The sequence below is a fragment of the Oliverpabstia sp. genome, from assembly GCF_022785585.1.
In the GTDB taxonomy this organism is placed as follows: Bacteria; Bacillota; Clostridia; order Lachnospirales; family Lachnospiraceae; genus Oliverpabstia; species Oliverpabstia intestinalis.
Genome location: NZ_JALFPR010000096.1, coordinates 1 through 24,343, shown reverse-complemented (window position 1 = coordinate 24,343; position 24,343 = coordinate 1). Strand labels below are relative to the sequence as shown.

At 45.1% G+C, this 24,343-nt stretch carries 21 protein-coding genes and 1 other annotated feature; of the genes, 1 reads left to right on the top strand and 20 read right to left on the bottom strand.

Annotated elements, in window-relative coordinates; genetic code table 11:
• Nucleotides 1-57: 57 nt before the first annotated feature.
• The 11 genes from rpoB to MSA64_RS06745 all read right to left on the bottom strand — a co-directional run bounded on the left by rpoB (nt 58) and on the right by MSA64_RS06745 (nt 11,441).
• The gene (gene rpoB / locus MSA64_RS06795; RefSeq protein WP_117525041.1) at nt 58-3,885 is read right to left on the bottom strand and encodes a DNA-directed RNA polymerase subunit beta; all 3,828 of its coding nucleotides are present in this window, start codon (nt 3,883-3,885) and stop codon (nt 58-60) included.
• A 232-nt stretch (nt 3,886-4,117) separates the two neighbouring features.
• Nucleotides 4,118-4,489, bottom strand: coding sequence for a 50S ribosomal protein L7/L12 (rplL, locus tag MSA64_RS06790; RefSeq protein WP_154431574.1), 372 nt, complete (start codon nt 4,487-4,489; stop codon nt 4,118-4,120).
• A 150-nt stretch (nt 4,490-4,639) separates the two neighbouring features.
• Nucleotides 4,640-5,128, bottom strand: coding sequence for a 50S ribosomal protein L10 (gene rplJ, locus MSA64_RS06785; protein ID WP_118568443.1), 489 nt, complete (start codon nt 5,126-5,128; stop codon nt 4,640-4,642).
• Between the two features lie 35 nt (nt 5,129-5,163).
• Nucleotides 5,164-5,298, bottom strand: a sequence feature (ribosomal protein L10 leader region).
• Between the two features lie 284 nt (nt 5,299-5,582).
• On the bottom strand, nt 5,583-6,275 hold the full coding sequence (gene rplA / locus MSA64_RS06780) for a 50S ribosomal protein L1 (RefSeq protein WP_022172801.1): 693 nt from the start codon (nt 6,273-6,275) through the stop codon (nt 5,583-5,585).
• 93 nt (nt 6,276-6,368) lie between these two features.
• Nucleotides 6,369-6,794, bottom strand: a complete 426-nt coding sequence (gene rplK / locus MSA64_RS06775) for a 50S ribosomal protein L11 (RefSeq protein ID WP_154431573.1) — start codon at nt 6,792-6,794, stop codon at nt 6,369-6,371.
• Between the two features lie 88 nt (nt 6,795-6,882).
• The gene (gene nusG / locus MSA64_RS06770) at nt 6,883-7,398 is read right to left on the bottom strand and encodes a transcription termination/antitermination protein NusG (protein WP_154431572.1); all 516 of its coding nucleotides are present in this window, start codon (nt 7,396-7,398) and stop codon (nt 6,883-6,885) included.
• Nucleotides 7,399-7,414: 16 nt separating this feature from the next.
• A complete protein-coding gene (gene secE, locus MSA64_RS06765; protein WP_154431571.1) occupies nt 7,415-7,639 on the bottom strand; it encodes a preprotein translocase subunit SecE in 225 nt (74 codons plus the stop codon).
• Between the two features lie 25 nt (nt 7,640-7,664).
• Nucleotides 7,665-7,814, bottom strand: coding sequence for a 50S ribosomal protein L33 (gene rpmG / locus MSA64_RS06760; protein ID WP_106493166.1), 150 nt, complete (start codon nt 7,812-7,814; stop codon nt 7,665-7,667).
• Nucleotides 7,815-8,056: 242 nt separating this feature from the next.
• A complete protein-coding gene (locus MSA64_RS06755; protein ID WP_154431570.1) occupies nt 8,057-8,935 on the bottom strand; it encodes an ROK family protein in 879 nt (292 codons plus the stop codon).
• Nucleotides 8,936-9,054: 119 nt separating this feature from the next.
• A complete protein-coding gene (locus tag MSA64_RS06750) occupies nt 9,055-9,993 on the bottom strand; it encodes a type I phosphomannose isomerase catalytic subunit (protein ID WP_022172796.1) in 939 nt (312 codons plus the stop codon).
• An 86-nt stretch (nt 9,994-10,079) separates the two neighbouring features.
• Nucleotides 10,080-11,441 carry an MATE family efflux transporter gene (locus MSA64_RS06745; RefSeq protein WP_287891085.1) on the bottom strand — a complete coding sequence of 454 codons (1,362 nt, stop codon included), beginning with the start codon at nt 11,439-11,441 and terminating at the stop codon, nt 10,080-10,082.
• Nucleotides 11,442-11,668: 227 nt separating this feature from the next.
• Here MSA64_RS06745 and MSA64_RS06740 point away from each other — a divergent pair, with 227 nt between their 5' ends.
• Nucleotides 11,669-12,541 carry a helix-turn-helix domain-containing protein gene (locus MSA64_RS06740; RefSeq protein WP_173884859.1) on the top strand — a complete coding sequence of 291 codons (873 nt, stop codon included), beginning with the start codon at nt 11,669-11,671 and terminating at the stop codon, nt 12,539-12,541.
• Nucleotides 12,542-12,680: 139 nt separating this feature from the next.
• On the opposite strand, the gene MSA64_RS06735 is transcribed toward MSA64_RS06740, so the two are convergent.
• The 9 genes from MSA64_RS06735 to MSA64_RS06695 all read right to left on the bottom strand — a co-directional run.
• Nucleotides 12,681-13,163: a deoxycytidylate deaminase gene (locus MSA64_RS06735; RefSeq protein ID WP_277663410.1), complete on the bottom strand. Its 483-nt coding sequence runs from the start codon at nt 13,161-13,163 to the stop codon at nt 12,681-12,683.
• A gap of 212 nt (nt 13,164-13,375) precedes the next feature.
• Nucleotides 13,376-14,407, bottom strand: coding sequence for a DnaJ C-terminal domain-containing protein (locus MSA64_RS06730; protein WP_022171907.1), 1,032 nt, complete (start codon nt 14,405-14,407; stop codon nt 13,376-13,378).
• A 284-nt stretch (nt 14,408-14,691) separates the two neighbouring features.
• Complete coding sequence (locus MSA64_RS06725; RefSeq protein WP_022171908.1) at nt 14,692-15,117, bottom strand: Hsp20/alpha crystallin family protein; 426 nt, start codon at nt 15,115-15,117, stop codon at nt 14,692-14,694.
• A 211-nt stretch (nt 15,118-15,328) separates the two neighbouring features.
• Nucleotides 15,329-16,873, bottom strand: a complete 1,545-nt coding sequence (locus MSA64_RS06720; protein ID WP_287891082.1) for a polyhydroxyalkanoate depolymerase — start codon at nt 16,871-16,873, stop codon at nt 15,329-15,331.
• Between the two features lie 139 nt (nt 16,874-17,012).
• The gene (locus MSA64_RS06715; RefSeq protein ID WP_154431565.1) at nt 17,013-17,894 is read right to left on the bottom strand and encodes an aldose 1-epimerase family protein; all 882 of its coding nucleotides are present in this window, start codon (nt 17,892-17,894) and stop codon (nt 17,013-17,015) included.
• Between the two features lie 183 nt (nt 17,895-18,077).
• The gene (locus MSA64_RS06710; protein WP_287891079.1) at nt 18,078-20,495 is read right to left on the bottom strand and encodes a glycoside hydrolase family 3 protein; all 2,418 of its coding nucleotides are present in this window, start codon (nt 20,493-20,495) and stop codon (nt 18,078-18,080) included.
• A gap of 286 nt (nt 20,496-20,781) precedes the next feature.
• Nucleotides 20,782-21,831 (bottom strand): NAD(P)-dependent alcohol dehydrogenase, encoded by a 1,050-nt coding sequence (locus MSA64_RS06705; protein ID WP_118316275.1) that lies wholly within the window; start codon nt 21,829-21,831, stop codon nt 20,782-20,784.
• Nucleotides 21,832-22,145: 314 nt separating this feature from the next.
• Nucleotides 22,146-23,714, bottom strand: coding sequence for a TIGR02452 family protein (locus MSA64_RS06700; RefSeq protein ID WP_277663412.1), 1,569 nt, complete (start codon nt 23,712-23,714; stop codon nt 22,146-22,148).
• A gap of 13 nt (nt 23,715-23,727) precedes the next feature.
• Nucleotides 23,728-24,343, bottom strand: a 616-nt coding sequence (locus MSA64_RS06695; RefSeq protein WP_330639072.1) for a leucine-rich repeat domain-containing protein, incomplete at its 5' end; no start/stop codon positions are given.

The window sequence follows — 24,343 nt, the reverse complement described above, 5'->3', positions numbered from 1 at the left end:
ACGGCCGCTGTTACGCGGCCACAGGACTTTTTCTATCGCATCAGAGAATGTTTTCTCTTAGAAATCTAATTCTTCGTCAGCTGATTCATCAGCTGCGTCTTCTTCTACATCCACCAGTTCTTCGCCTTCGAATTCCTGTTTGCTGAAACCATAGTTTCCGTAGGACTCTTCTTCATCGCGGTTGTATCGCTTGTCACCCTCGATGATGGAGCGCAGATCAGTATCGCCATAGTCGATATTTTCCATGATTTCCACTTCTGTATTATCATCTTTCAGGACTCTTACATCCAGTCCCAGAGACTGCAGCTCTTTGAGCAATACCTTGAAAGACTCCGGAATACCCGGTTCAGGGATATTGTCACCTTTGATGATCGCTTCGTATGTCTTCACACGACCGATCACATCATCGGATTTGACTGTCAGGATCTCCTGCAGAGTATAAGATGCACCGTATGCTTCCAGTGCCCATACCTCCATCTCTCCGAAACGCTGGCCACCGAACTGAGCTTTACCACCCAGAGGCTGCTGTGTTACCAGGGAGTATGGTCCGGTAGAACGTGCATGGATCTTATCATCAACCAGGTGATGCAGCTTCAGATAATGCATGTGACCAATGGTTACCGGACTGTCGAAATATTCACCGGTACGACCGTCACGAAGTCTTACTTTACCATCTCGTGAGATTGGAACACCTTTCCACAGATTTCTGTGATCTCTGTTCTCATACAGATAATCCAGAACTTCCGGAAGCAGCTCTTCTTTATGCTTCTCAGAGAACTCTTCCCAGGACAGATTTACATAATCATTTGCCAGTTCCAGAGTATCCATGATGTCGTTCTCACTTGCGCCATCGAATACAGGAGTGGCAATGTTGAATCCAAGAGCCTTTGCGGCCAGACTCAGATGAATCTCCAGGACCTGTCCGATATTCATACGGGAAGGTACACCCAGAGGATTCAGCACGATATCCAGAGGACGACCGTTCGGCAGGAATGGCATATCTTCTACAGGCAGAACACGGGAAACAACACCCTTGTTACCGTGACGACCGGCCATCTTATCACCGATAGAGATCTTTCTCTTCTGTGCAATGTAGATACGAACAGCCTGATTTACACCAGGTGACAGTTCGTCGCCATTTTCTCTTGTAAATACTTTCGCATCCACAACAATACCGTATTCACCATGTGGTACCTTCAGGGAAGTATCACGTACTTCTCTTGCTTTCTCACCGAAAATAGCACGTAACAGACGTTCCTCAGCTGTCAGTTCAGTCTCTCCCTTCGGAGTTACCTTACCAACCAGAATATCTCCCGCACGGACCTCAGCACCGATACGGATAATACCACGTTCATCCAGATCTTTCAGAGCATCATCACCGACACCCGGAACATCTTTTGTGATCTCTTCCGGTCCCAGCTTGGTATCTCTGGACTCTGCTTCATATTCTTCGATATGAATAGAAGTATATACATCTTCCTGTACCAGTCTCTCACTCAGCAGAACCGCATCCTCGTAGTTATAACCTTCCCAGGTCATGAAACCGATCAGCGGGTTCTTACCAAGAGCAAGTTCACCATTGTAAGTAGAAGGACCGTCAGCGATTACCTGACCTGCTTCTACATGTTCGTTCTTGAATACGATTGGTTTCTGATTGTAACAGTTGGACTGGTTACTTCTCAGGAACTTGGTCAGACGGTATACATCTGTGGTACCGTCATCGTTTTTCATTGTAATCTCTTTGGATGTAGACTTGGTAATGGTACCTGCCTTCTTGGCAACCACACAAACACCGGAGTCTACGGCAGCTTTGGCTTCGATACCGGTTCCGACTACAGGAGCTTCTGTAATCATCAGCGGTACGGCCTGACGCTGCATGTTGGATCCCATCAGCGCACGGTTCGCATCATCGTTCTGCAGGAACGGAATCAGGGCTGTAGCTACAGAGAATACCATCTTAGGAGATACGTCCATGTAATCGAACATTCTTCTTTCGTATTCCTGTGTCTCCTCACGGTAACGACCGGATACATTCTTATGAAGGAAATGTCCTTCTTCATCCAGAGGTTCGTTCGCCTGTGCTACATGATAATTATCTTCCTCATCAGCTGTCATATAAACAACTTCGTCTGTAACGCGAGGATTCTTCGGATCTGTTTTGTCGATCTTACGATATGGAGCTTCCACAAATCCGTATTCATTAATTCTTGCATAAGATGCCAGAGAGTTGATCAGACCGATGTTAGGTCCCTCAGGAGTCTCTACCGGACACATTCTTCCGTAATGAGAATAGTGTACATCTCGAACCTCGAATCCGGCACGGTCTCTTGACAGACCACCAGGTCCCAGTGCGGACAGACGTCTCTTATGAGTCAGCTCACCCAGCGGGTTGTTCTGATCCATGAACTGAGACAGCTGAGAAGAACCGAAGAATTCTTTTACAGCAGCGGTTACCGGTTTGATGTTGATCAGAGACTGTGGAGAAATACCCTCCGGATCCTGTGTTGTCATTCTTTCACGAACAACACGTTCCAGTCTTGACATACCGATACGGTACTGGTTCTGCAGCAATTCTCCGACCGCACGGATACGACGGTTTCCTAAGTGGTCGATATCATCGTCGGTTCCCAGACCATATTCCAGATGTAAGTTATAGTTAATAGAAGCAAAAATATCTTCTTCTGTAATGTGTTTCGGAATCAGATCATGAATATGATGTTTGATGGCTTCTTTCAGTTCATCAGCATCTTCATATTCTTCCATCAGTTGTTCCAGTGCAGGGTAATATACCAGCTCTGTAACACCCAGTTCTTCCGGATTACAGTCTACATGTGCGGTCAGATCTACCATCAGGTTGGACAGAACTTTTACATTTCTTTCTTCTGTCTGAATCCACACAAACGGAACTGCCGCATTCTGGATAGAAGTTGCCAGTTCTTTTGTTACTTCTGTACCTGCTTCTGCCAGGATCTCACCTGTGGTAGTATCCACTACGTCTTCAGCCAGTACATGACCGCTGATACGGTTTTTCAGATGCAGTTTTTTATTGAATTTATATCTACCTACTTTAGCCAGATCATACCGTTTCGGATCAAAGAACATGCTTGTGATCAGGCTTCTTGCGCTGTCTACTGCCAGCGGTTCACCCGGACGAATTTTTTTATACAGCTCTAACAGACCTTCTTCATAGCAGGTTGCTGTATCTTTGGTAAAGCTTGCCAGAATCTTCGGCTCCTCACCAAACAGTTCTGTGATCTCTGCGTTGGTTCCTTTTCCCAAAGCACGAATCAGAACAGAAATCGGAACCTTTCTTGTTCTGTCTACACGTACCCAGAAGACATCATTGGAATCTGTTTCATATTCCAGCCATGCTCCTCTGTTCGGGATTACGGTAGAAGAAAACAGTCTTTTACCAAGTTTGTCATGAGCAATCGCATAGTAAATACCAGGGGAACGTACTAACTGACTGACAATAACTCGTTCTGCACCATTAATTACGAAGGTACCGGTTGCTGTCATCAACGGCAAATCTCCCATGAAAATCTCATGCTCTTTAATTTCGTCGTTTTCCTTATTGTACAATCTCACCTTTACTTTTAAAGGTGCTGCATAAGTTGCGTCTCTTTCTTTGCACTCCTCGATGGAATATTTCACATCATCCTCGCACAAAGTAAAGTCCACAAATTCCAAGCTCAACTTGCCACTGTAATCAGTGATCGGAGAGATATCAGCAAATACTTCCTTTAAACCTTCCTCAAGGAACCAGTTATAGGAATCTTTCTGAACCTCAATCAAGTTGGGCATTTCCAAAACTTCTTTTTGTCTCTGGTAGCTCATCCGCATACTTTTACCGTTTGTAATAGGACGTATTCTGTTTTTTTCCATTGACCGTTTCACCCCTTGTGTATTTGATTTATTACTGCTCATGCCTTTTTCGTGCTTTTAAGATTAGACTAGTAGGCATATCTTGCCATAATAGTGCATTTTTTACAATATCACAGTTTGTCAAGAGTGTCAACCCAATTTTCTAATCTTTTTTATTTTTCATTACAAAAACCCGGAAGAGCATTGTAGCTCTTCCGGGTTCTCCATCTTTCAACTAAATGCTGTAATCTGATTATTTCAGAGTTACTTTAGCGCCTTCAGCTTCCAGTTTTGTTTTGATTTCTTCAGCTTCTGCTTTTGCAGCTGCTTCTTTGATTACTTTCGGAGCACCGTCTACTACTTCTTTAGCTTCTTTCAGTCCCAGACCTGTTGCTTCACGAACAACTTTGATAACTTTAACTTTGTTAGGACCAACTTCTGTCAGCTCTACGTCAAACTCATCTTTCTCTTCTGCTACTTCTGCTGCACCTGCTGCTGCTACAACAACACCTGCTGCTGCGGATACACCAAATTCTTCTTCACATGCTTTTACCAGTTCGTTCAGTTCCAGAACGGACAGTTCTTTGATAGCTTCAATAAATTCAGCTGTAGTAAGTTTTGCCATTTTTATTTACCTCCAATTATAAGTTTTGTTTTCTTTTTTAATTTTTTTGGGGCAGCTTACGCTGCTAGGAAGTTCGACATCGCTTTGCGCTGTCGAACAGCTAAGTTTCTAACCTCAGGCTGCGCTTTCAGCTTGCCTTCGCTAAGAAACTTATGCTTCTTTTGCTTCTGCGATCTGGCTGATGACGCGAGCAAAGTTGGCGATTGGGGACTGGATGCTTCCAAGCAGTTTTCCAAGAAGTTCCTCTCTGGAAGGTACTTCGGACAGTGCTTTAATTCCAGCCTGGTCATAGTAACCACCTTCAACAACACCTGCTACCAGTTCCAGCTGCGGAGCTGTCTTTGCGAATTTCGCAAGGATTCTTGCAGGAGCAGTTGCATCTTCTTTAGAGATAGCCAGAGCGTTTGTTCCATCCAGATGTTTGCACAGTTCTTCACATGCTGTTCCCTGGAATGCAAAGTTCATCATTGTGTTTTTGTATACTTTGTATACAACACCAGCTTCTCTTAATTCCTTACGCAGCTGAGTATCCTGTGCCACTGTCAGACCACTGTAGTTTACAAGTACAATACCCTGAGCATCAGCGATGTTTGCAGAAATCTCTTCTACGATCGGTTTTTTCAGTTCAACTTTTGCCATGATTGGTGCACCTCCTTATAGATTTTGTGTACCGCCAAATATGAAAAAAGCCTCTTCGCGCACCGCAAAGAGGAGTCCAATTCTTCATTAAGAATGTATATTTCCTCGGCAGGCGTTCTAGCCTTATGCCTTCCGGCACCTGCTGTCTTCGGCGTGATACTGGTGTATTATATCATCACACTTTCACCTTGTCAAGCCTTTTTCTCGTAAATTTTTCCACTTTTTATACTTCTGCTTTTTATAACTTTTTGCACATCTCTTTTCAATGCCTTCGGGCAACCAAACCAGATCCACATCTTTTCCCGTGCTCCCATTTGGCATTGGGCATTCACCAGCCGTCAGCCCGCGAGAGTTGGATCACACTCCAACTCTCACGGGCGTCCTCCCTCCAATCCCCCACAAAAAAGAGCGTCGCCTACAAAGGCTCCGCTCTTCTTCATTTGCACTTATATAATTACACAAGTTTTAATGGGTTAATCTTAACACCAATTCCCATAGTAGGAGCGATTGTTACGCTTCTCAGGAACTGACCTTTCAGTGTAGAAGGTTTTGCTTTATTGATTGCACCCATCAGCGTCTGGAAGTTGTCCGCTAACTGTTCTTCTGTAAAAGAAGCTTTTCCGATTGGCACGTGAATAATATTTGTTTTATCAAGACGATATTCAATCTTACCAGCTTTGATATCCTGAACAGCTTTTGTAACGTCCATTGTTACTGTACCAGCTTTCGGGTTTGGCATTAAGCCTTTCGGTCCGAGTACACGACCCAGACGACCAACAACACCCATCATATCCGGTGTAGCAACAACTACATCAAAGTCAAACCATCCTTCGTTCTGGATCTTCGGGATCAGCTCTTCTGCTCCGACGAATTCTGCTCCAGCTGCCTGAGCTTCATCAGCTTTCACACCTTTTGCGAATACCAGGACACGAACAGTTTTACCGGTTCCGTGAGGCAGAACTACTGCGCCACGAATCTGCTGGTCAGCGTGACGTCCGTCACAGCCTGTTCTGATATGAGCTTCGATTGTTTCATCAAATTTTGCAACTGCAGATTTTTTAGCTAAAGCGATTGCTTCATCCGGATCATACAGTTTTGCACGATCAACTGCTTTGGCAGTTTCCATATATTTTTTACCGTGTTTCATTTCCTATAACCTCCTGTGGTAATTGCGGGGATTGCCCTCCCACGATATTCGTTTGTTTGTGACCTTATGGTCTCAAAGTTACATTAGTAAAGATTAGTCCTCAACTACGATACCCATACTTCTTGCAGTACCAGCGATCATGCTTATAGCTGCTTCGATGCTTGCTGCATTCAGATCTGGCATTTTCATTTCAGCGATCTCTTTTACTTTATCTTTGGAAATAGTAGCTACTTTTGTTTTGTTCGGAACACCTGAACCTGATTTGATGTTACAAGCTTTCTTCAGCAAAACTGCAGCTGGTGGAGTTTTGGTTATAAAGCTGAAACTTCTGTCTGCGTATACAGTGATAACTACAGGGATGATCAGATCTCCCTTGTCAGCTGTTCTAGCATTGAATTCCTTTGTAAACTGTACGATATTTACACCATGCTGACCCAGAGCCGGTCCAACTGGTGGTGCTGGTGTTGCTTTACCAGCAGGAATCTGTAATTTGATATATCCTGTTACTTTCTTTGCCATTGTAATGACCTCCTATAATGTGGTAATTGCGGGGATTTCCCTCCCACGAATCATTTCCGTGCGAAACTTCATACTTCGATGATTCTGTTTACAACTTCTTAATTTCTGCGAAACTGATCTCAACCGGTGTTTCGCGACCAAACAACTCAACATTGATTGTCACAGTCTGCTTCTGACTGTTGAGCGTCTGGATAATACCAGTAGTATCTTTCCAGGCTCCTCCGGTAACAACTACGCTGTCGCCTTCTGCAAAATCGATTTCGATGGTTTCAGGCTGGATACCCAGCATGCCGATCTCTTCTTCGCTCAAAGGCACCGGTTTAGATCCCGGTCCGACGAATCCGGTCACACCACGGGTGTTACGAACAACATACCATGTATCATCGTTCATCACCATGTTGATCAGTACGTATCCCGGGAACATTTTTCTGGATACCAGCTTCTGTGCACCGTTTTTCAACTCTGTCACATCCTGCATCGGTACCCGAACTTCCAGAATCTGATCTTCCAGATGTCGGTTTTCGATTGTTTTCTCAATGTTGGCTTTCACTTTGTTTTCATAGCCCGAATATGTATGGGCTACATACCAGTTTGCTTCTGCCATTTCCTCACCCTTGTCCTTATTTAATCAGCAAATTAACGAACTCCAGAACCGCACTGTCCAGAACGGAAATAATCACGCCCATGACTACTGTGATACCAACAACGGCAACCGTCTGTTTGCCGACTGTTTTCTTGTCAGTCCAGATAATCTTGTCAAATTCGGACTTCAGACCTTTGGTCCAGCTCTTTTTCGGAGCTTTCTCCTTTTTCGGAGCCTTTTCTTTTTTTGCAGATTCTGCCATAGTCCTCACCTCTTACACGACAATCTTATTTCGTCTCTTTGTGCATTGTGTGTGTTCTACAGAATTTACAATACTTTTTGGTCTCCAGTCTTTCCGGATGATTCTTTTTCTCTTTTGTCATGTTGTAATTCCGCTGTTTACATTCTGTACATGCCAATGTGATTTTTACGCGCACGACTTCCACCTCCACTGTGTTGATTTGCGTTGTTGCAACGGACTTTTTTCTTTTGCCATCGAAATTCACGTCTTTCGATTTTAGGCATAAAAAAAAGACCTACTTCCATGTCGCTTACTTACTATACCATGTGTCAACAGGAAAGTCAAGTAAAAGATATGAATGTGTCTCGTTATTCACGGAAAAATAAGAAAGCTGTCGCAGATTCCCCCACGACAGCTTTCTTATTTTATATAAGGATATTATTTCTCCAGTTCCAGCTCATCCACTGCCAGTTTCAGCGCACCCATAATTCCCTGATTATCATTCAGGCTTGGCAGTACAATATAATTATCCAGATCATCCATCTGTTTCGTCTTAATATAACCGGCCATCTGTTTTCTTACTTCTTCTCTGACTAACGGCATCATATGTTCCTGATGCATAACACCGCCACCAAGAATAATTCTTTCCGGAGACAGTACCAGAATCAGATCTACCAGAGCCTGTCCGATATAATAAGCTTCCAGCTCCCATACTTCTTTCTTATCTGCCAGTTCTATTCCTTTTTTGCCCCAGCGTGCTTCGATCGCCGGGCCTGCAGCCAGACCTTCCAGACAGGTTTTGTGATATGGGCATTTGCCTTCGTAATGATCTTCCGGATGTTTTCTCATCAGGATATGTCCTGCTTCCGGATGCAGCATACCATGAAGCAGTTTTCCGTTGCTCATAATACCCATACCGACACCGGTTCCGATAGTTATATATACGCTGTTTTCCAGGCCTTTGGTGATTCCCCAAGTGGATTCTCCCAGTGCAGATCCATTTACATCCGTATCAAATCCCACCGGAATATTCAGTGCTTTTTTAAAAGCACCGACAATATCGCAATTTGCCCACGCCAGCTTTGGTGTGGTCGTGATATAACCATAGGTTTCAGAGTTACGGTTTACATCAATCGGTCCAAAGCAGCCGATTCCCAGTGCTTCGATCTCTTTATCTTTAAAATACTCAATCAGTTTCGGAAGTGTGATCTCCGGAGTTTCGGTAGGAATAGATATCCTCTCAAAAATCTCCCCGTTTTCGTTTCCGATTGCGCAGACCATCTTGGTTCCGCCTGCTTCCAGTGCTCCCAGTCTCATATCTGTATTCTCCTTTTTACCTGTGTTTCGAACAGCTTTTTATACCGTTCTCAGATTATCTCTGTTATATATATTCCGTCTAACTTTTTAATTTCCTTTTATTAAGTCCGGATTTTCTCTTAATGTTTTTCCGGATTCGAACAGATCAGACTCATCACGCCTTCAAAACGGCACTTTCCGTATCCTGCCGGTACGATAAAATGCTGACCCTTTTCTAGCGGAATTCCATTTACAGTACCGGAACCTTCTACTACGCTGACATCTGTAAAATATTTGTCAAATTCAATAGTAAATACACCGTCCACATCATACTTGTCTACAGAATAGAATGGACAGGTGATCAAATGTTTATGTTCCGCCCCCTGCAGGTTCTCGGTATAGGTATCGCATTTTGCCGGCTCAAACGGTGCCACAATTGTGTCAATGCTCTGTTCCACATGCAACTGTCTCGGTTTTCCGTCGGACAATCTGTCATAGTCATATACACGATATGTAATATCGCTGTTCTGCTGTGTCTCCAGAATCACCGTACCTCCTTTGATTGCATGCAGACATCCCGGATTGATCTGGAAAAAATCTCCTTTTTTCACATCTGTCACACGGATAAATTCATCCCATCGTCCCTGACGGATCATCTCTTCCAGTTCTTTTTTATCCTTTGCATTGTGGCCGATAACAATTTTTGTACCCGGCTCACAGTCCAGCACATACCAGCACTCGGTTTTCCCCAACGAACCATTTTCATGTTCGGATGCATATGCATCATCGGGATGTACCTGAATACTCAGATCATTTTTCGCATCAATGATTTTAATCAAAAGCGGAAACTGGCTGCCCGGATAATTTCCAAACAGTTCCGGCTCTTCTTCCCATAACTGGCTCAGATATCTTCCATCGTATCTGCCACCTGCAATCTTACAGTCACCATTTTTATGAGCACTGATCGCCCAGCACTCTCCTGTTGTGTCACTTGGAATATCATATCCAAACGAGTCTCTTAATTTTGTTCCACCCCAGATAGCCTCTTTGAATACCGGCTCCAAAAATAACAGTTCCATAGGTAATACCCTCCATGTTTTCTCAGTTTCCTTTATTATACTTCCCATAGCCCGGGAAGTAAAGGAAAAGCCGCTGACTTTCAGGCTCACATGGCTTTTACAGGAGTAGTCTGCGGCTGTTTGGGAACCATTTGCCGGATTGTAAGATAATATGCAATTCCCAGCGGAATGCATGCCCCGATCCATGCCAGCGGGCTTGCGGAACTTGCACCGGCAAATCCAAAATGCTCTACCAGCAAAACAGCTGCCGTTGCACGCATGACCAGTTCCATAATTCCTGCCACTGTAGGCACCCATCCGTTACCAAGTCCCTGCAGGGTAAAACGATAGATAAATAACAGTCCCAACACCCAGTAACAAGATCCGCTGATGACCAGATATGTTTTGGATAAGGCAATGACATCCCGTTCACCACTTCCCACAAACACAGCGGACAGATTACTTCCGGCAAAAATATTCATAAGTCCCATCAAAACACTGACGGTCAGAGAAATCAGAATACACTGGAACACTCCTTTTTTTATTCTCTCATACTGGCCGGCACCATAATTCTGAGCAGTATATGTAGTCATTGCCTGTCCAAGAGAATTCAGTGGCATGGTTGCAATGCAATCAATCTTCTGTGCCGCCGTATAAGCTGCTACGGATACCGCGCCCAGACCGTTCAGAGCAAACTGCAGAATCAGGGCACCGATCGCAATGATGGACATCTGAAACGCCATTGGAAGAGCAATTCGCAGATGATCACCCAGTTGTTTTCGCGCCAGATGAAAGTGGTGGCGGTTAATCCGAAGTACCGGCATTTTCTTCCATATATATACAAAGCAGCAGATTCCTGACAGGAGCTGAGAAAATATAGTTGCCACACCTGCCCCTGCAACTCCCATACCGACTACGGCAATCAGTACAATGTCCAGTACAATATTGACACAGCAGGCAAAAATCAGAAAATACAGTGGTGTCCGACTGTCGCCCAATGCACGCATCGTATTTGATCCCAGATTAAATAATACACTTGCTCCGATTCCCCAGAATATAATCCGGATATAAGAAACCGCATCGTCAAGGATTTCCTCCGGTGTCTGCAAAAGTTCCATGGCAGGACGAACCAGTGCCACTGCAAATAATGTCATCACAATTGTGAGTGCAATACTTAGAATGATACCGGCAGCAAAGCTGCAACGGATTCCTTCCTCATCCTCCGCACCGAAACGCTGGGCAATGAGAATCGACAAACCCGAGGTAAATCCCATAACAAATCCGAGAATAAAGAAAGATACACTTCCTGTACATCCGACAGCCGCCAGGGCATTAACCCCTATAGTACGTCCTACAATTACGGTATCCGCCATACTGTAGAACTGTTGAAAAATATTACCCACAATCAGCGGAAGCGCAAATAAAAGGATTAGTTTTACCGGTTTTCCTGATGTCATACTTTTTGTCATTTTCTTTTTTCATCCTTTCTTTTTTTGCATACCATGTGGCATCTTTTACCGCCGGCTGCCAATTTTTATATGACTGTAACTGTTCAGTATCCTCACAGTTACGATAGTTTTATTATAAAGTACAGTCGAAAAAGTGGAATGTACTTTCTTGTGCATCGGATGGTTTATGTTGTATACTTAACTTATCAAATATGTGTTGAAATTATATTTATGACAGGGGGATTTTTATGGAACCATCGGTGTATGATCTTACTTACAATGATCTCAATCCCCGCTTTCTGTTCTGCTGTAATCTGCTTCGAACAGAGCCTGAGATGAATTATCATTGTCATGATTTTATTGAATTTGTGCTTATACTGAAAGGAAAAACAACATTTCGTATAGATGAGAAGTTGTATGATGTGGAAGAAGGGTCCGTGATTTTGCTGAATCCCGGAACATATCACCAGAGCCTTCCTGCAGCCGGAACTTCTGCCCGGGAATTTTATCTGGCTTTTTCAAATGTGGAATTTGCCGGATGTACCAGAGGGCATTTTCCTCTTTTTAAAAATTATCAGCTGCTGGCAACATTGCCGGACAGTTATAAAGAACCGTTGTTTCGGCTGTGTAACCTGATGGAACAGGAGTCGAAGACCTGCCAGCCGGGGCGGTATTTTATGCTGAAGTCCTATCTGATTCAGGTGATCTGTCTGCTCTGCCGATATCAGAAGCAGGAACTTGAGGAAGATGTAAAGCGTCAGTATGCACCGCGGTATGAGTTCAAGTCGGTAAATAAGAAGTATGTAGTTCAGCAGATTATGCATTATATGGAGACACATTATAAAGAGAAGATTTCGCTCGATCAGATTGCGGCAAATATGTATCTGAGTTCTTTTTATATTTCGAAGATTTTCAAAAGTGAGACAGGGGATACGCCGATCAATTATCTGATCAGCCTGCGGATGCAAAAGGCCCGGGAACTGCTGGATGAGAACCCGGAGCAGTCGATTCAGGCTGTGGCGATGGCTGTAGGATATGAGGATGCTTATCATTTCAGTAAGTTGTTTAAGAAGTATTTTGGACTGTCGCCGCTTTATTATAAGGCAAGGATTCCGCAGTAAGGTTTGTTGGGGATGTTGTGAGCCCCGGAAGCCCGCGATCCCTCCTCGGTGCGCGGGCTTCCGGGGCATTGAACTTTACTGGCCAGGACTGTTTCCTTGCGGCTTTTTCTGTCTTTATTTTCCGGTTATCATTTTTGTTTTACAGATGCCACACCAGATCTTGGGCCGGAACCACTTCGTACTCACCGGCTTTGGCACCTACGCGGAGGTAGACGTTTTTGATTCCGGCCTGGATGATAAGGCGGGAGCAGATGGGGCAGGGTTTTGCGCGGTGAACAGAATTATCACCGGGATTGATGCCGGCAAGGTAGAGGTCGGCACCGATGGTCTGTTCGCGAGAACAGTTCAGCAATGCATTCTGCTCAGCATGAATCGCACGGCAAAGACCGTACCCCTCTCCCTGATGCATACCCAGTTTGATTCTCGGACACTCGCCGATATCGCAGCAATTGTCGTAGCCACGCGGGGACCCATTATAGCCGGTTGAAATTACCACATCATCTTTTACGATCACCGCACCGTATTTTCGTTTGATGCAGGTGCTTCGATAGGCAAATGCTTCGGCTACATTCAGGTATGTATCTATTTTGGATATTCGTTTTGTTCCTTCCGGACCTACCATGTTGTTTCCTCCTGATCATCTTAATGTACTCTCGGAATCTTACTTTTCTTTCTATAGAATAGCTCAGAAGCAAAGTTTTGTAAACCAGATCTTATGGTTTTTGACGTATTGTTCACGCAATTCAAAATTGCTTCATTAGATTCATTTTTGTATGCAATGTACACAAAAAGCAGACAGTAACAACTGTTCAAAGTTATTCCTGTCTGCTTTTTTTATCCGCAAGCCTGTTTGTATTCCATCAGTTTCCGGCGTGCCTGCTGATTCAGGTGACGGGGCACCTGGATCTGAACGGTGACGTACTGGTCGCCGTGGACGTTCGGATTTTTCATGGATACAATTCCTTTTCCACGCAGCCGGATCTTGCTGCCCGACTGAGTCCCTTCTTTGATTTTACAACTAACATCCCCGTATAATGTGGATACTCTGGTTTCTCCGCCGAGAGCGGCGGTTGTGTATGGGATACTGACCGTGGTGTAGACATCGACGCCTTTTCGTTCGTATCCCGGTTTTCTTCCAACCTTTGCTTTCAGCAACAGATCGCCAGGTTCACCGCCTCCGATTCCCGGATGGCCTTTTCCACGCAGTCGAACGCTCTGTCCGGTATCGATTCCCGCAGGAATATGCACTTTCAAAGTGCGGTTGCCTCCTGCTTCCTGCAATGTGATCATCTTGTCGCAGCCAAATACAGCCTCATCAAAGGTAAGTGAAATCTCTGCTTCCAGATTCTCCCCTTTTCCGGAATAAGTTTCATGAAATCCATGTTTACCATAGAATCCATCATTTTCTCTCTGATGGAACTGCTGATAGAATCCGCTGTCGTTATGAAATCCTTCGCTATGGAAATTCCCGCCTTTTGCTCCCCGGCGAAACATATTTCCAAACAGATCTCCGAAGATGTCATCTCCACCTGATCCGTTAAAATGGTACTCCCGATAACCATTCTGGCTGTTATCGCTGCCGAAGTTTTCATATCCATATTGTTTCTGTGCTCTCGCGGCATCCGCATTGAAGCCCGGCTCGAAGGCGATATGTCCGAATTCATCGTATAATTTTTTCTTTTCCTCATCTCCCAGTACTGCATAGGCTTCCGAGATTTCTTTGAATCGTTTTTCTGCCTCTGCATTACCGGCGTTGGTGTCCGGATGATATTTTTTCGCCAGTTTTCGGTAGGCTTTTTTAATTGCCGAACTGTCTGCCTCTTTACTTACGCCAAGCACTTCATAGTAATCTCTTTTATTTTCCACTTGTTCCACCTCCTTTGGGAACTTGTTACATCCTGTACAGTTGGCTTGCTGCCTGTATATATAAAAAAGAGAGACTCCGGATATAAAGTTTGTCCTGTCCCTCTGTGGTAATCTCTATAGTGAACGGGTTTTAAAACCCTGTTATTTTCCTTTTTCTGTTCACTCGATTTCACAGTAATGAGCGCACAGTTTATTTATCCGGCAGGCGCCCGGTCCGCGCCTGCCGCATGAATGGATAAAACTCGTAATACGTGTTTTGTCTCAATTTTCATCTCCCTGCTCTTTTATGCAATAGAGATGTATTTTGCTTCTTTTACTTCCGGTTTTGCTTCTTTTTTCGGAATCTCCAGTTTCAGGACACCATCTTCAAATTTTGCTTTGATGTCTTCCTGGGTGATATCTTCTCCTACATAAAAGCTTCTCTGACAGGTTCCACTGTATCTTTCTTTGCGGATGTACTTGCCGTCTTTGTTTTTCTCTTCTTTGTTCTGTTTGGTCGATGCGGTAATGATCAGGTAGCCGTCTTTGACTTCTCCCTTCACATCTTCTTTTTTGAATCCCGGCAAGTCAATGGATACGTCAAATCCGTCTTTGTTTTCTACTACATCGGTTTTCATCAGGGCGTTCTGTGCACTCTGTGTATAAGTTCTCTCCGGAACTCCAAAGAAATCATCCATAAAATTCTCACCAAAAATACTAGGCATTAACATAAGTCATTTCTCCCTTCTATTTGTTCCGCCCGGTGGCGGAGTGATTGCTTAATTGATTATTCGTGTAGAACATCCGGTAGTTGAACTTCTTTATTTCTCTTCCTTTGTTCTATCTGTACTATAACACCTAATTTAGCACTCGTCAAGGGGGAGTGCTAATTTTTTTGTGAAAATTTTGTGTCCTTTCTTCTTGTTCTTTTGTTCCTGAAGTTTACAGTTTCAGAAGGTCTGTGCCGTCTTTTTTCTGGCGGTAGCCGGCAAAGTCCTGACTGCCTTTGTACATGCGGCTGCTGCCGTTGGTGGTCTCCGGGGCGATGCCCGGAGCTGTCAGGATATCGGTGGCAGCGGAGAGGCAGATTGGAGCCGGATCACCTTCCGGGGTATTCTGATAGTTTACATATGTATTACTCTGATAATATGCCTTGGGGCTGTTATAGGTCCAGGACTCTTCTTTGGGGGCGTTTCCGGCGTAGATGATAATGTTGTCGGTGACTTCGATTCCGCCGCCTTCGATCATTGTATCGCCCCAGATCCGATGACGGATAAAGTCCACGCCTTCTTTTATATAGAAGATATTGCCATAGATTTTCGCGTCCACGTTTCGTACCGGGGTCAGGATGCCTGTTCCGTCATTCTGACTGATGTTGTAGCGGAAGATGTTGTTGACGCTCTCGCCCTCACAAAACATCACACAGCCACCGCCATTGTTGCAGCTGTAGTTGTACTGGTAGATCGTTCCGTCACCGGAGTCGGCATCCCACGCCTGACCATCCTGATTATAGACAGTGTTGTAGACTTCGTTGTACTGGAACAACGCTGTTTTGCATTTCCATGGCCAGATGGCGGCTGCGGTCATACCGCCACGGTTTCCTTCTTCGTTGTACAGATCCGGGTGGATGTCCACAGCGATATTTTCGGACACATTGTACTGGATCAGCGGTTCAAAGCAGTACATCGGTGTGATGCCGTCTCCGCCGATATCTTTGACAAAGTTGTGTTCGATCACAACATTGGTGGAGCCGTAGGTTTTCACCACTTCATCGGGCAGTTCCAGTGTGGTAAATTTGTCATGCTGGTACGTGTAGCCTGCGGCAATTCCCCATCTGCGGCAGTTCTCAACTTTACAGTGGTGGATATGAATACCGTCATAACGGGCAATTCCGGTCTTTTCTTCGTCATCCGGACGGGAGACTGACATGTAGATGCCGCCATTGTTCAGATGTTTGTCGTAGATATTTCCCTCTACATCATGGATATACAGATGATCGAGTTCGATCTCATGGAGCGTCCCGTGATTCTTCGCAATCACGGATACGCCGGTGCGGTTCATACGGTCTGCCTGGTTCAGGCGTTCATTTTTGACGCATGGGTTGTTTGTAATTTCCAGATTCCGGATGGAAATGTATTCTGCATCGTATAAAAGAACCGCTGAGGACAGATAGCCTTTCCAGGTATGTACTACATTGTCCAGATGTCCGCCATAGTTCTGATACCAGATCCCGTTTCCGTCCGTCTCGATCCGTGGAAGACCACCCTCCCCGTACGCATCTACAACAACCGGAGCCTCCTTTGTTCCACCTGCATACAGGTGCAGGTACTCTCCGATAAATATTGATCCCCGCTCCAGAAGGATCTGATCGCCCGGCCGGATCTCCATCTGGTTTACCTTTCTCAGACTGCGGAATGCTTTCTCCGGTGCATACCCGCTGTTTGCATCATCTCCGTTTACACTGCTCACATAAATTGCTCTTCCCATACAAAAACCTCCCTGTAATTTCTATAATTATAAAATTTATCCTCTGTTATTTTTCTTCTGCAGATAACAGAAAAGTGCCGGATTCTTACATCTGACACTCTTTTCCCTGTTGTAAATACACCTCTTAAGATACTCTGTTCTATCCGATCAGAATCGCATACTGCTTTTTCCAGCATTCTCCCGGCTTCGCCCGGTTAATTCCCGGCTTTTGGGAAATATCTTCGCAAAACCCTTCATCATCACATCTTCCCGCCCAGGGTTCCAGACAAACATACGGTCCTTTCGGAAGGGACCAGATTCCAAAACTGCAAAATTCATCGATACAACGGACTCCCGCATAAAGCTGCCCGGTGGCTTTTCTTCTGAGCCATACTTCCCGGATCTGTGCATCGTCAACTACCAGTGTGTCCACATCAAACAGCTGGTCACTTAACACCAGCGTATGATCTGTCAGTTTCACCCGGTATTTCTGATCCGGTTTTCCGGTACCGTTGACCAGATCGACTGCGGTAGCGGTAAACTCTGTATTTTCCGGAAAATATAGTTCGTAATCTTCTTTCTGTTCTCCTTCTTTTTCAAAACGGAAGCCCGGATGTCCGCCAATCGTAAAACTCATGACTTCCCCGGATCGGTTTTCCACTTCCCAGCTGACGAGAATCTCTTTTTCTCTCAATTCATAGGTGATCCATAATACAAAATCAAATGGATAGTACTTTCTTGTCTCTTCGTCAGACATTAACCGGTAGCGAAGTTTTTCAGTACTTTCTTCCACACAGGTGAATTCTTTTTCTCTGGCAAATCCATGCTGACGGGTCTGATATTCCTTTCCGTTGATCTTCATTTTTTTCTGCCAGGTACTTCCCACATTCGGAAAAAGAATCGGAGACCGGTAGCTCCAGAAAGCCGGATCCCCATTCCAGAGAATCTCCGCACCGGTATCCTTTCTCATAATCCGCATCAGTTCTGCTCCGCGGTCACTGACTTCTACATAGAGGAAAGGATTTTCTATCTTTCTGTTCATCGTTTGTTACTCCTCTTACACGCTCTGTTTTCTTATTACTATACCCTGTTTTTTTCCAGTAATCCAGTACGGCCTTTTATATTTTTGCAAAAAAAAGCAAACAGAAAGTAGATTCTTTTTCTGTTTGCTTTTTTTCTCACTTTTTATGCATATTTTTTGATTAATCGTAACTGTTAGTTATATTTAGTCGATTTTCAGGATCAGTTCCAGTACACGTCTTGCACAGTGTTCCAGATCAGCACGGGTAAGTTCACCAAGTTCTATAGCCTTCTTCACACGTTCCGGATAACCGGTTGCCATCTTGACATCATTGCCGGCTTTGATCTCTTTGTAATGCTCACCACGGGTCCACCAGTCTGTGGTAACCATGCCCTGGAATCCCCATTCTCCGCGAAGGATGTCTTCCAGAAGTTCTTTATTTTCCGAAGCTCTGTGACCGTTGATCACGTTGTAGGAGCTCATGATCGTCCACGGATCGGATTCTTTTACGATAATTTCAAACTGTTTCAGATAAATCTCACGAAGGGCTCGTTCGGATACACGGGAATCGCTGTGCTTTCTGTTTGTCTCTTTGTTATTGGCGGCAAAATGTTTTACGGATGCGCCGATATGCTGAGACTGGATACCACGTACCATACCTGCTGCCATCTTACCTGCAAGCAGCGGATCTTCGGAATAATACTCGAAGTTTCTTCCGCACAAAGGATTTCTGTGAATGTTGACAGCGGGTGTCAGCCATACGGCGATATTATTTTCTTTCACTTCTTCTGCTCCGGCTGCACCTACCTTTTCTACCAGATTCGGGTTCCAGGTGTAGGCAAGAAGAGTTGCGCATGGCCATGCAGTTGTACACACGCCACATTCCGGTGCGATACGAAGACCTGCAGGTCCGTCGGCTGTCATAATGTTCGGTACACCGTAATCCGGCAGGTTACCGAAACCAAAGGTATTGGCCACGCCGGTATTTGGCTGACCTCCAAGCAGTTCGATCAGATCATCGTCGGAAAGCTGGCTCATGAACTCGTCCAGAGTGATCTTTCCTTCTGCTACTTCGATAAACGGTTTTACGCCTTTTTTTACTATGTAGAGTACAAGACGCTGCTCGCGGAAGCGTACTTCCGGCAGGATGCCCTCATCAGTTCCCGGAACCATTTTTTCAAATGCACAGGCATTGGGATCATTTCCTTCAGTCTGAGGCAGTTCCTCGTAGGTTCCGTCGGAAAGCATTCTCTTAGACAGACCTGACGGTGTCAGCTTTGCTTCCAGCTGTTTTACCACGGTATCTTCTGCTACCAGATATTCATAAGCTGTTTTTTCATTATTTCTTACGGAGGTTCCAATATAAAAAGCATATGCGCCTTTTTCCAGAACATAAGCAGATTTTGCTACTTTTCCAAGATCATCGTAGGATGCCATTGCTTCTTTTGTGACGGTCAGTACCATCGTATGACTCTCTCCTGGCTGCAGAAGGCGGGTTTTCTTAAATGCACCCAATTCTTTCGCCGGTTTCTTTAACAGTCCCTGTGGTGCACTGTAATACAGCTGTACGACCTCTTTACCGGCCATATCTCCGGTATTGGTTACTTTCACCTGTACGTTGATAGAGTCTGCCTCTTCCCATGCTTTCTGTGTCTCCACCTCGAAGGTTGTGTAGGACAGACCGTAACCGAACGGATAAACCACTTTTTCAGCTGCGCCCGGAATCGTCTCAAAATAACGGTAACCAACGTAAATATCTTCGGTGTAATCCACATATTCTACAGACTCATGGAAGTTTTCCGTGGACGGATAATCTTCCAGTCTTGCAGCAAAGGTATCTGCCAGTTTACCGGATGGATTGACCTGACCACACAACACCTGAGCCATTGCGGTTCCGCCTTCCATACCACCCTGTCCACCGTATAAAGCAGCACTGATCTTATCATCTCTCTTGATCCAGGACAGATCGATCACACCACCGATGTTCAGGACAACTACAATCTTATCATATACTTTTTCTACCTGCGCCAGCAGTTTTTTCTCACCCGCTGTCAGGTAAAAATCTCCATCCGGATACAATTGCGCAGACAGTTTCGGCATGCTGGTCTCGTCCGGCCACGGGTTGAACTCGCCATTGTATTCCACACTGGAACGATCCCATCCTTCTCCGGAAAAACGACTCAGTACAACAAGCGCAGTATCCCCGAATGCTCTTGCGCCATCCAGAAGTTCCTGTGGCAGTTCCGGTTCTTCGGTCATACCCGGTGCTCTTCCGATTGCATACTGTTCTTCTACATTTTTCTTATAAAAATCTGCTACCGGTTCGTATACCTGCACCTTATCTTCCAGGGTTTTGAAACCATCATACAGATTATGTACATAAGATACGGTTACATCGCCGCTTCCGCCGCCACCTTTGACATAGTCAAAACTTCCGCGTCCGAACAGTGTGATCCTGGAACCGTTCTTTAACGGCAGGATATTGTTCTCATTTTTCAAAAGCACCATACCCTCTGTCGCTGCCTCCAGGGATAATGCAATATGTTCTTTGCTTGCTGTTACATATCTGCCTGCTTCCAGGGGAAGATTTGGCTGATACATGACTCTTGTCCATTTTTTCATCTCAAACCTCTTTTCCGGCCATCCCGCCGCACTCTCCGGCGGACCGCCATGCCTGTTATTTTCGTTACTGTTCACTCTGTGACCAGTAACTATTTTCCTGCGGCGCAATCGCCGCCCACTACTTTTATTTTACTCAAAAAACAAGAGATTTTCCAGATAGGATTTCGGCTGATTTATAGGTCAATTCCGACTTTTTATTTTAAAAGTGCCAGGCACTCTTACAAAGTTCTTGCGTAGAAATGCCTGACACCTGTATACTTTTTGCTTTTTACGATTCTTTCAACTCTTACGGATGAATCTTAATCACACCTTTTACAATGTCTGCCTTATTATGCACACTCTCATCCATCGCCCGCTGTACATCATCCAGATCGTAAATATTAGTAACGATTCCTTTTACGTTTACTTTTCCGGAAGCTACCGCATCGATTGCGATCGGATAGATATGGCGGTAACGGAAAACCGTTTTGAAAGTCAGTTCTTTGTCGAGAACCAGACTCATCGGCAGGGTCATCTCACCGCTCTTGCTGTAGCCGACCAGAACGATCGTGGAACCCTTCTTCGCCATATGGATCGCCTGTCTGGTGGTGATCTCTGTACCGGCGGTCTCGATGATCAGGTCCATACCGGCACCACCGGTCAGTTCCTGTGCTTTTGCGATCACATCCTCTTTTGCTCCGTTGATCACTCCGGTTGCACCCAGTTCCAGGGCTTTTTCCAGACGTTTTTCCATGATATCTACCACATAAACTTCCGATACGCCGCGGGCTTTCAGCGCCATCATGGAAACCAGACCGATACATCCGGCGCCCATCACCACTGCTTTCTGTCCCAGATGAGCATCTCCCTGGATCGCTGCATGGAAACCGACAGCCAGAGGTTCGATCAGCGCGCCCTCCAGTGTGCTTACATTTTCCGGGAGTTTGAAGCAGAGATCCGCCTCATGCGCAACATACTCCTGAAAGACACCGTCTACCGGCGGCGTTGCGAAAAATACGACATCCGGACAGAGATTGTATTTGCCCTGTTTGCAGAATTCGCAGTGTCCGCAGGTCTTTCCCGGCTCCAGAGCTACTTTGTCGCCGACTTTCAGATGTTTGACATCTTTTCCCACTTCCACGACAACACCACCCGGCTCATGACCGAGAACAAACGGCGGTTCTACCACATAATCGCCGATGGCTCCGCTCTCGTAATAATGCAGATCCGATCCACAGATTCCCACATAATCCAGCTTTACCAGAACTTCATCATCCTTCGGCGTCGGAATGTCACGCTCCGTAAATCCCATCTTGCCGATACCGTTCATCACTGCTACTTTCATCTTACCTTCCATGTGAAATGCCCTCCATATATGAGTTTTTGAAACTTAATAAAATAGTTTTATTATCTTTCTCAAAGATACCTCTTTTCTATGGAAATGTCAATTACAAAAGCAATATTTTTTATGTGCAATGCATTTTGGTGTTACTGTTCACTGGTAATATCTCGCGAGGTGTTTTTTGTGAGCGAAGGTCACAGAAAACCCGAGACATATCGCGCGAATTTATGCGATTAGCATAAATTCTGTGCATCGCGCAGCGTGTTGCTGGGCACGGAGTGAACAGTAACATTTTGGTCTGTGACCGGGAAGGTACTGAACACATCCGGTCAGAGAATAAACACTTTTAAAATCAACACAATCAGCACCATTACAATAACCGCTTCTATTCCCAGCAGCACCGGAATCAGCCACTGTGTCCAGCTGCGTTTCTTTTTCCTGTGTGTTGTCTTTTTCTTTTCTTCTTCGATTCCCCGGATCCATCCTTCTGCCAGCTGCTGCATTCCCATGGCATTTGGGTGGATTCCGTCCACGGAATCATATGCGACTCCCATTGCCGCCAGATCCACCAGATGACATCTGTATTTCTGTGCGGCAGTGCGGATCGCCTGATTATAATCCTCAAAGGCATTTCCATTCAGATATTCCGGAAACATGTTCTGACCATTTAAGACTCCACATCCAATCGTTGCACAATACAACTGTGCCTTTGGATAACGCCCCTTCATAGTCCACAGCATCCGTTCGTATGCTATCTGAAAATCCATCGGATAGATTCCGTAGCCGTAATCATTCATTCCCATATAAATCAGAATAATATCCGGCAGTTCGCTGTCTCGATGCAGATTTCTTGTTCTCCATTCACTGCTTCCGGCAGCTATGTCATCCCCATAGACTTTACATCCGCTCCAGGAATTGTTCATCAAAAGCTGTGCGCCAAAATGTTTCAGAACAATCGCCCACCAGGTGGCATCTGCAGAGAAAATCCCTGCCTTTCCTGCACGTTCTCTGTCGTAATACACTTTGCACGGTTCCGGATGATATCCCATATAGGTACTGATCGAATCTCCGTACACAGACACTTTTTTCCCCCATAAGGGCGTATCCGCCTGACTGCCGAACTGTTCCCGAAAAGACTGCAGATTTCTCTGATCTCTCGCATTTTTCACAGCGATCGCAAATACCACTTCTCTGAAGGAATAGGCAAATTCTCCCTGCACCAGCAGTTTTTGAAAGATCTCCGCAACCATCTCCGGCTCATTGCCAAACGAACCACACCCAAAAGCACCAAGCACCAGTGCCTGTACACCATGAAGCTCCGCTGCCATCAAAATATTCCGGATACGCTCTTCCAACAATTTCTGCAGCTTCTTTTTCTTTAATCCTGCTCTCTCATCCCGTACATTCGGCGCCGCGCAGGTGATCACATCCACCTGGAAATACCGCTCCAGCGGTCTCCCGTTTTCTTTTTTGATCACGGCAATATTTTCCGAATATATGATCCGGCTGCTATAATATGGCGCCTGTCCGTCATTGTACTGATAAAAATGAACAAAATTCTCACTTTTTGTCAGACACGGATAGAGATTGCTACATCTGCACAGGCTCGCCTCCTGTGAATCCTCTCCGTATGCAACACCCCCGCCCGGAGTTACTGCATTGGCAAAGTTCAGTACTGCAACCTTCGGATACTGCTGCGACAGTCTTGCCGCAGCACGCAGTGTTGTTGTTTCCGCCACACTGATATTGGTGTAGCAGCTCCCCATCACCCTCGTCACGGACAAATGTTCCGGATAAAGAGCTGTACATAAAATCGCATTCGCTGTCAGGCGATATAGTTTTTCATTTTCCATCAGCTTTCGCTGTGTATCCTGAAACTCATATGCCATTCTCCCCATACTATTTCCTCACTTACTCAATTGTATAATAATCCCAGTAGCAGGTACAATCCGGATGCAGCCGTTTATACTCTTCTACCTGATCTCTTGTAACTCCCGGAGAACATGGATTCATCAGTTTCAGATCCAGTCCATAGATCGGACTCAGATCCGTTACTCCTGATTCATGGAACTGCAAATACTGCAGATTCGTAAGACCGGATAACGGACTCAGATCAGAGAACGGATTATAATCCAGGCAGAGTTCTACCAGACTTTCGCATCCCTGAAGTGGGGTAATATCTTCAATGCCACAATCATACAGAATCAGGCTTCTCAGTTTTTTACATTTTTCCAACGGACTGAGATCATTAATCTGCACGTTGCTGATACTAATCTCTGTCACATCATAGGTATATGTATTTCCACCGAGCATAAAGGTATCTTCTTCCTCTTCCTCCTCTTCTTCCGGCTCTTCAACCCATTCCACAGTTGTCAGATCCAATGGCGCAATGATGATTGTCGGACTTTCCCCGGACAGATTTCCTTCACTGTCTGTCTCCATCTTGACAGAACATCCATTCTTCTCAAATGAAATCCAGTAATTTCCTTTTTTATCCTGTTTTGGCTGTATGTTTATAGCAAAAATC

Excerpts from the sequence above, each read along its gene's own strand:
- rpoB (WP_117525041.1), bottom strand. The coding sequence starts at position 3,885 with ATGGAAAAAAACAGAATACGTCCTATTACAAACGGTAAAAGTATGCGG.
- rplL (WP_154431574.1), bottom strand. The coding sequence starts at position 4,489 with ATGGCAAAACTTACTACAGCTGAATTTATTGAAGCTATCAAAGAACTG.
- rplJ (WP_118568443.1), bottom strand. The coding sequence starts at position 5,128 with ATGGCAAAAGTTGAACTGAAAAAACCGATCGTAGAAGAGATTTCTGCA.
- rplA (WP_022172801.1), bottom strand. The coding sequence starts at position 6,275 with ATGAAACACGGTAAAAAATATATGGAAACTGCCAAAGCAGTTGATCGT.
- rplK (WP_154431573.1), bottom strand. The coding sequence starts at position 6,794 with ATGGCAAAGAAAGTAACAGGATATATCAAATTACAGATTCCTGCTGGT.
- nusG (WP_154431572.1), bottom strand. The coding sequence starts at position 7,398 with ATGGCAGAAGCAAACTGGTATGTAGCCCATACATATTCGGGCTATGAA.
- secE (WP_154431571.1), bottom strand. The coding sequence starts at position 7,639 with ATGGCAGAATCTGCAAAAAAAGAAAAGGCTCCGAAAAAGGAGAAAGCT.
- MSA64_RS06755 (WP_154431570.1), bottom strand. The coding sequence starts at position 8,935 with ATGAGACTGGGAGCACTGGAAGCAGGCGGAACCAAGATGGTCTGCGCA.
- MSA64_RS06750 (WP_022172796.1), bottom strand. The coding sequence starts at position 9,993 with ATGGAACTGTTATTTTTGGAGCCGGTATTCAAAGAGGCTATCTGGGGT.
- MSA64_RS06745 (WP_287891085.1), bottom strand. The coding sequence starts at position 11,441 with ATGACAAAAAGTATGACATCAGGAAAACCGGTAAAACTAATCCTTTTA.
- MSA64_RS06740 (WP_173884859.1), top strand. The coding sequence starts at position 11,669 with ATGGAACCATCGGTGTATGATCTTACTTACAATGATCTCAATCCCCGC.
- MSA64_RS06735 (WP_277663410.1), bottom strand. The coding sequence starts at position 13,163 with ATGGTAGGTCCGGAAGGAACAAAACGAATATCCAAAATAGATACATAC.
- MSA64_RS06725 (WP_022171908.1), bottom strand. The coding sequence starts at position 15,117 with ATGTTAATGCCTAGTATTTTTGGTGAGAATTTTATGGATGATTTCTTT.
- MSA64_RS06720 (WP_287891082.1), bottom strand. The coding sequence starts at position 16,873 with ATGGGAAGAGCAATTTATGTGAGCAGTGTAAACGGAGATGATGCAAAC.
- MSA64_RS06715 (WP_154431565.1), bottom strand. The coding sequence starts at position 17,894 with ATGAACAGAAAGATAGAAAATCCTTTCCTCTATGTAGAAGTCAGTGAC.
- MSA64_RS06710 (WP_287891079.1), bottom strand. The coding sequence starts at position 20,495 with ATGAAAAAATGGACAAGAGTCATGTATCAGCCAAATCTTCCCCTGGAA.
- MSA64_RS06705 (WP_118316275.1), bottom strand. The coding sequence starts at position 21,831 with ATGGAAGGTAAGATGAAAGTAGCAGTGATGAACGGTATCGGCAAGATG.
- MSA64_RS06700 (WP_277663412.1), bottom strand. The coding sequence starts at position 23,714 with ATGGGGAGAATGGCATATGAGTTTCAGGATACACAGCGAAAGCTGATG.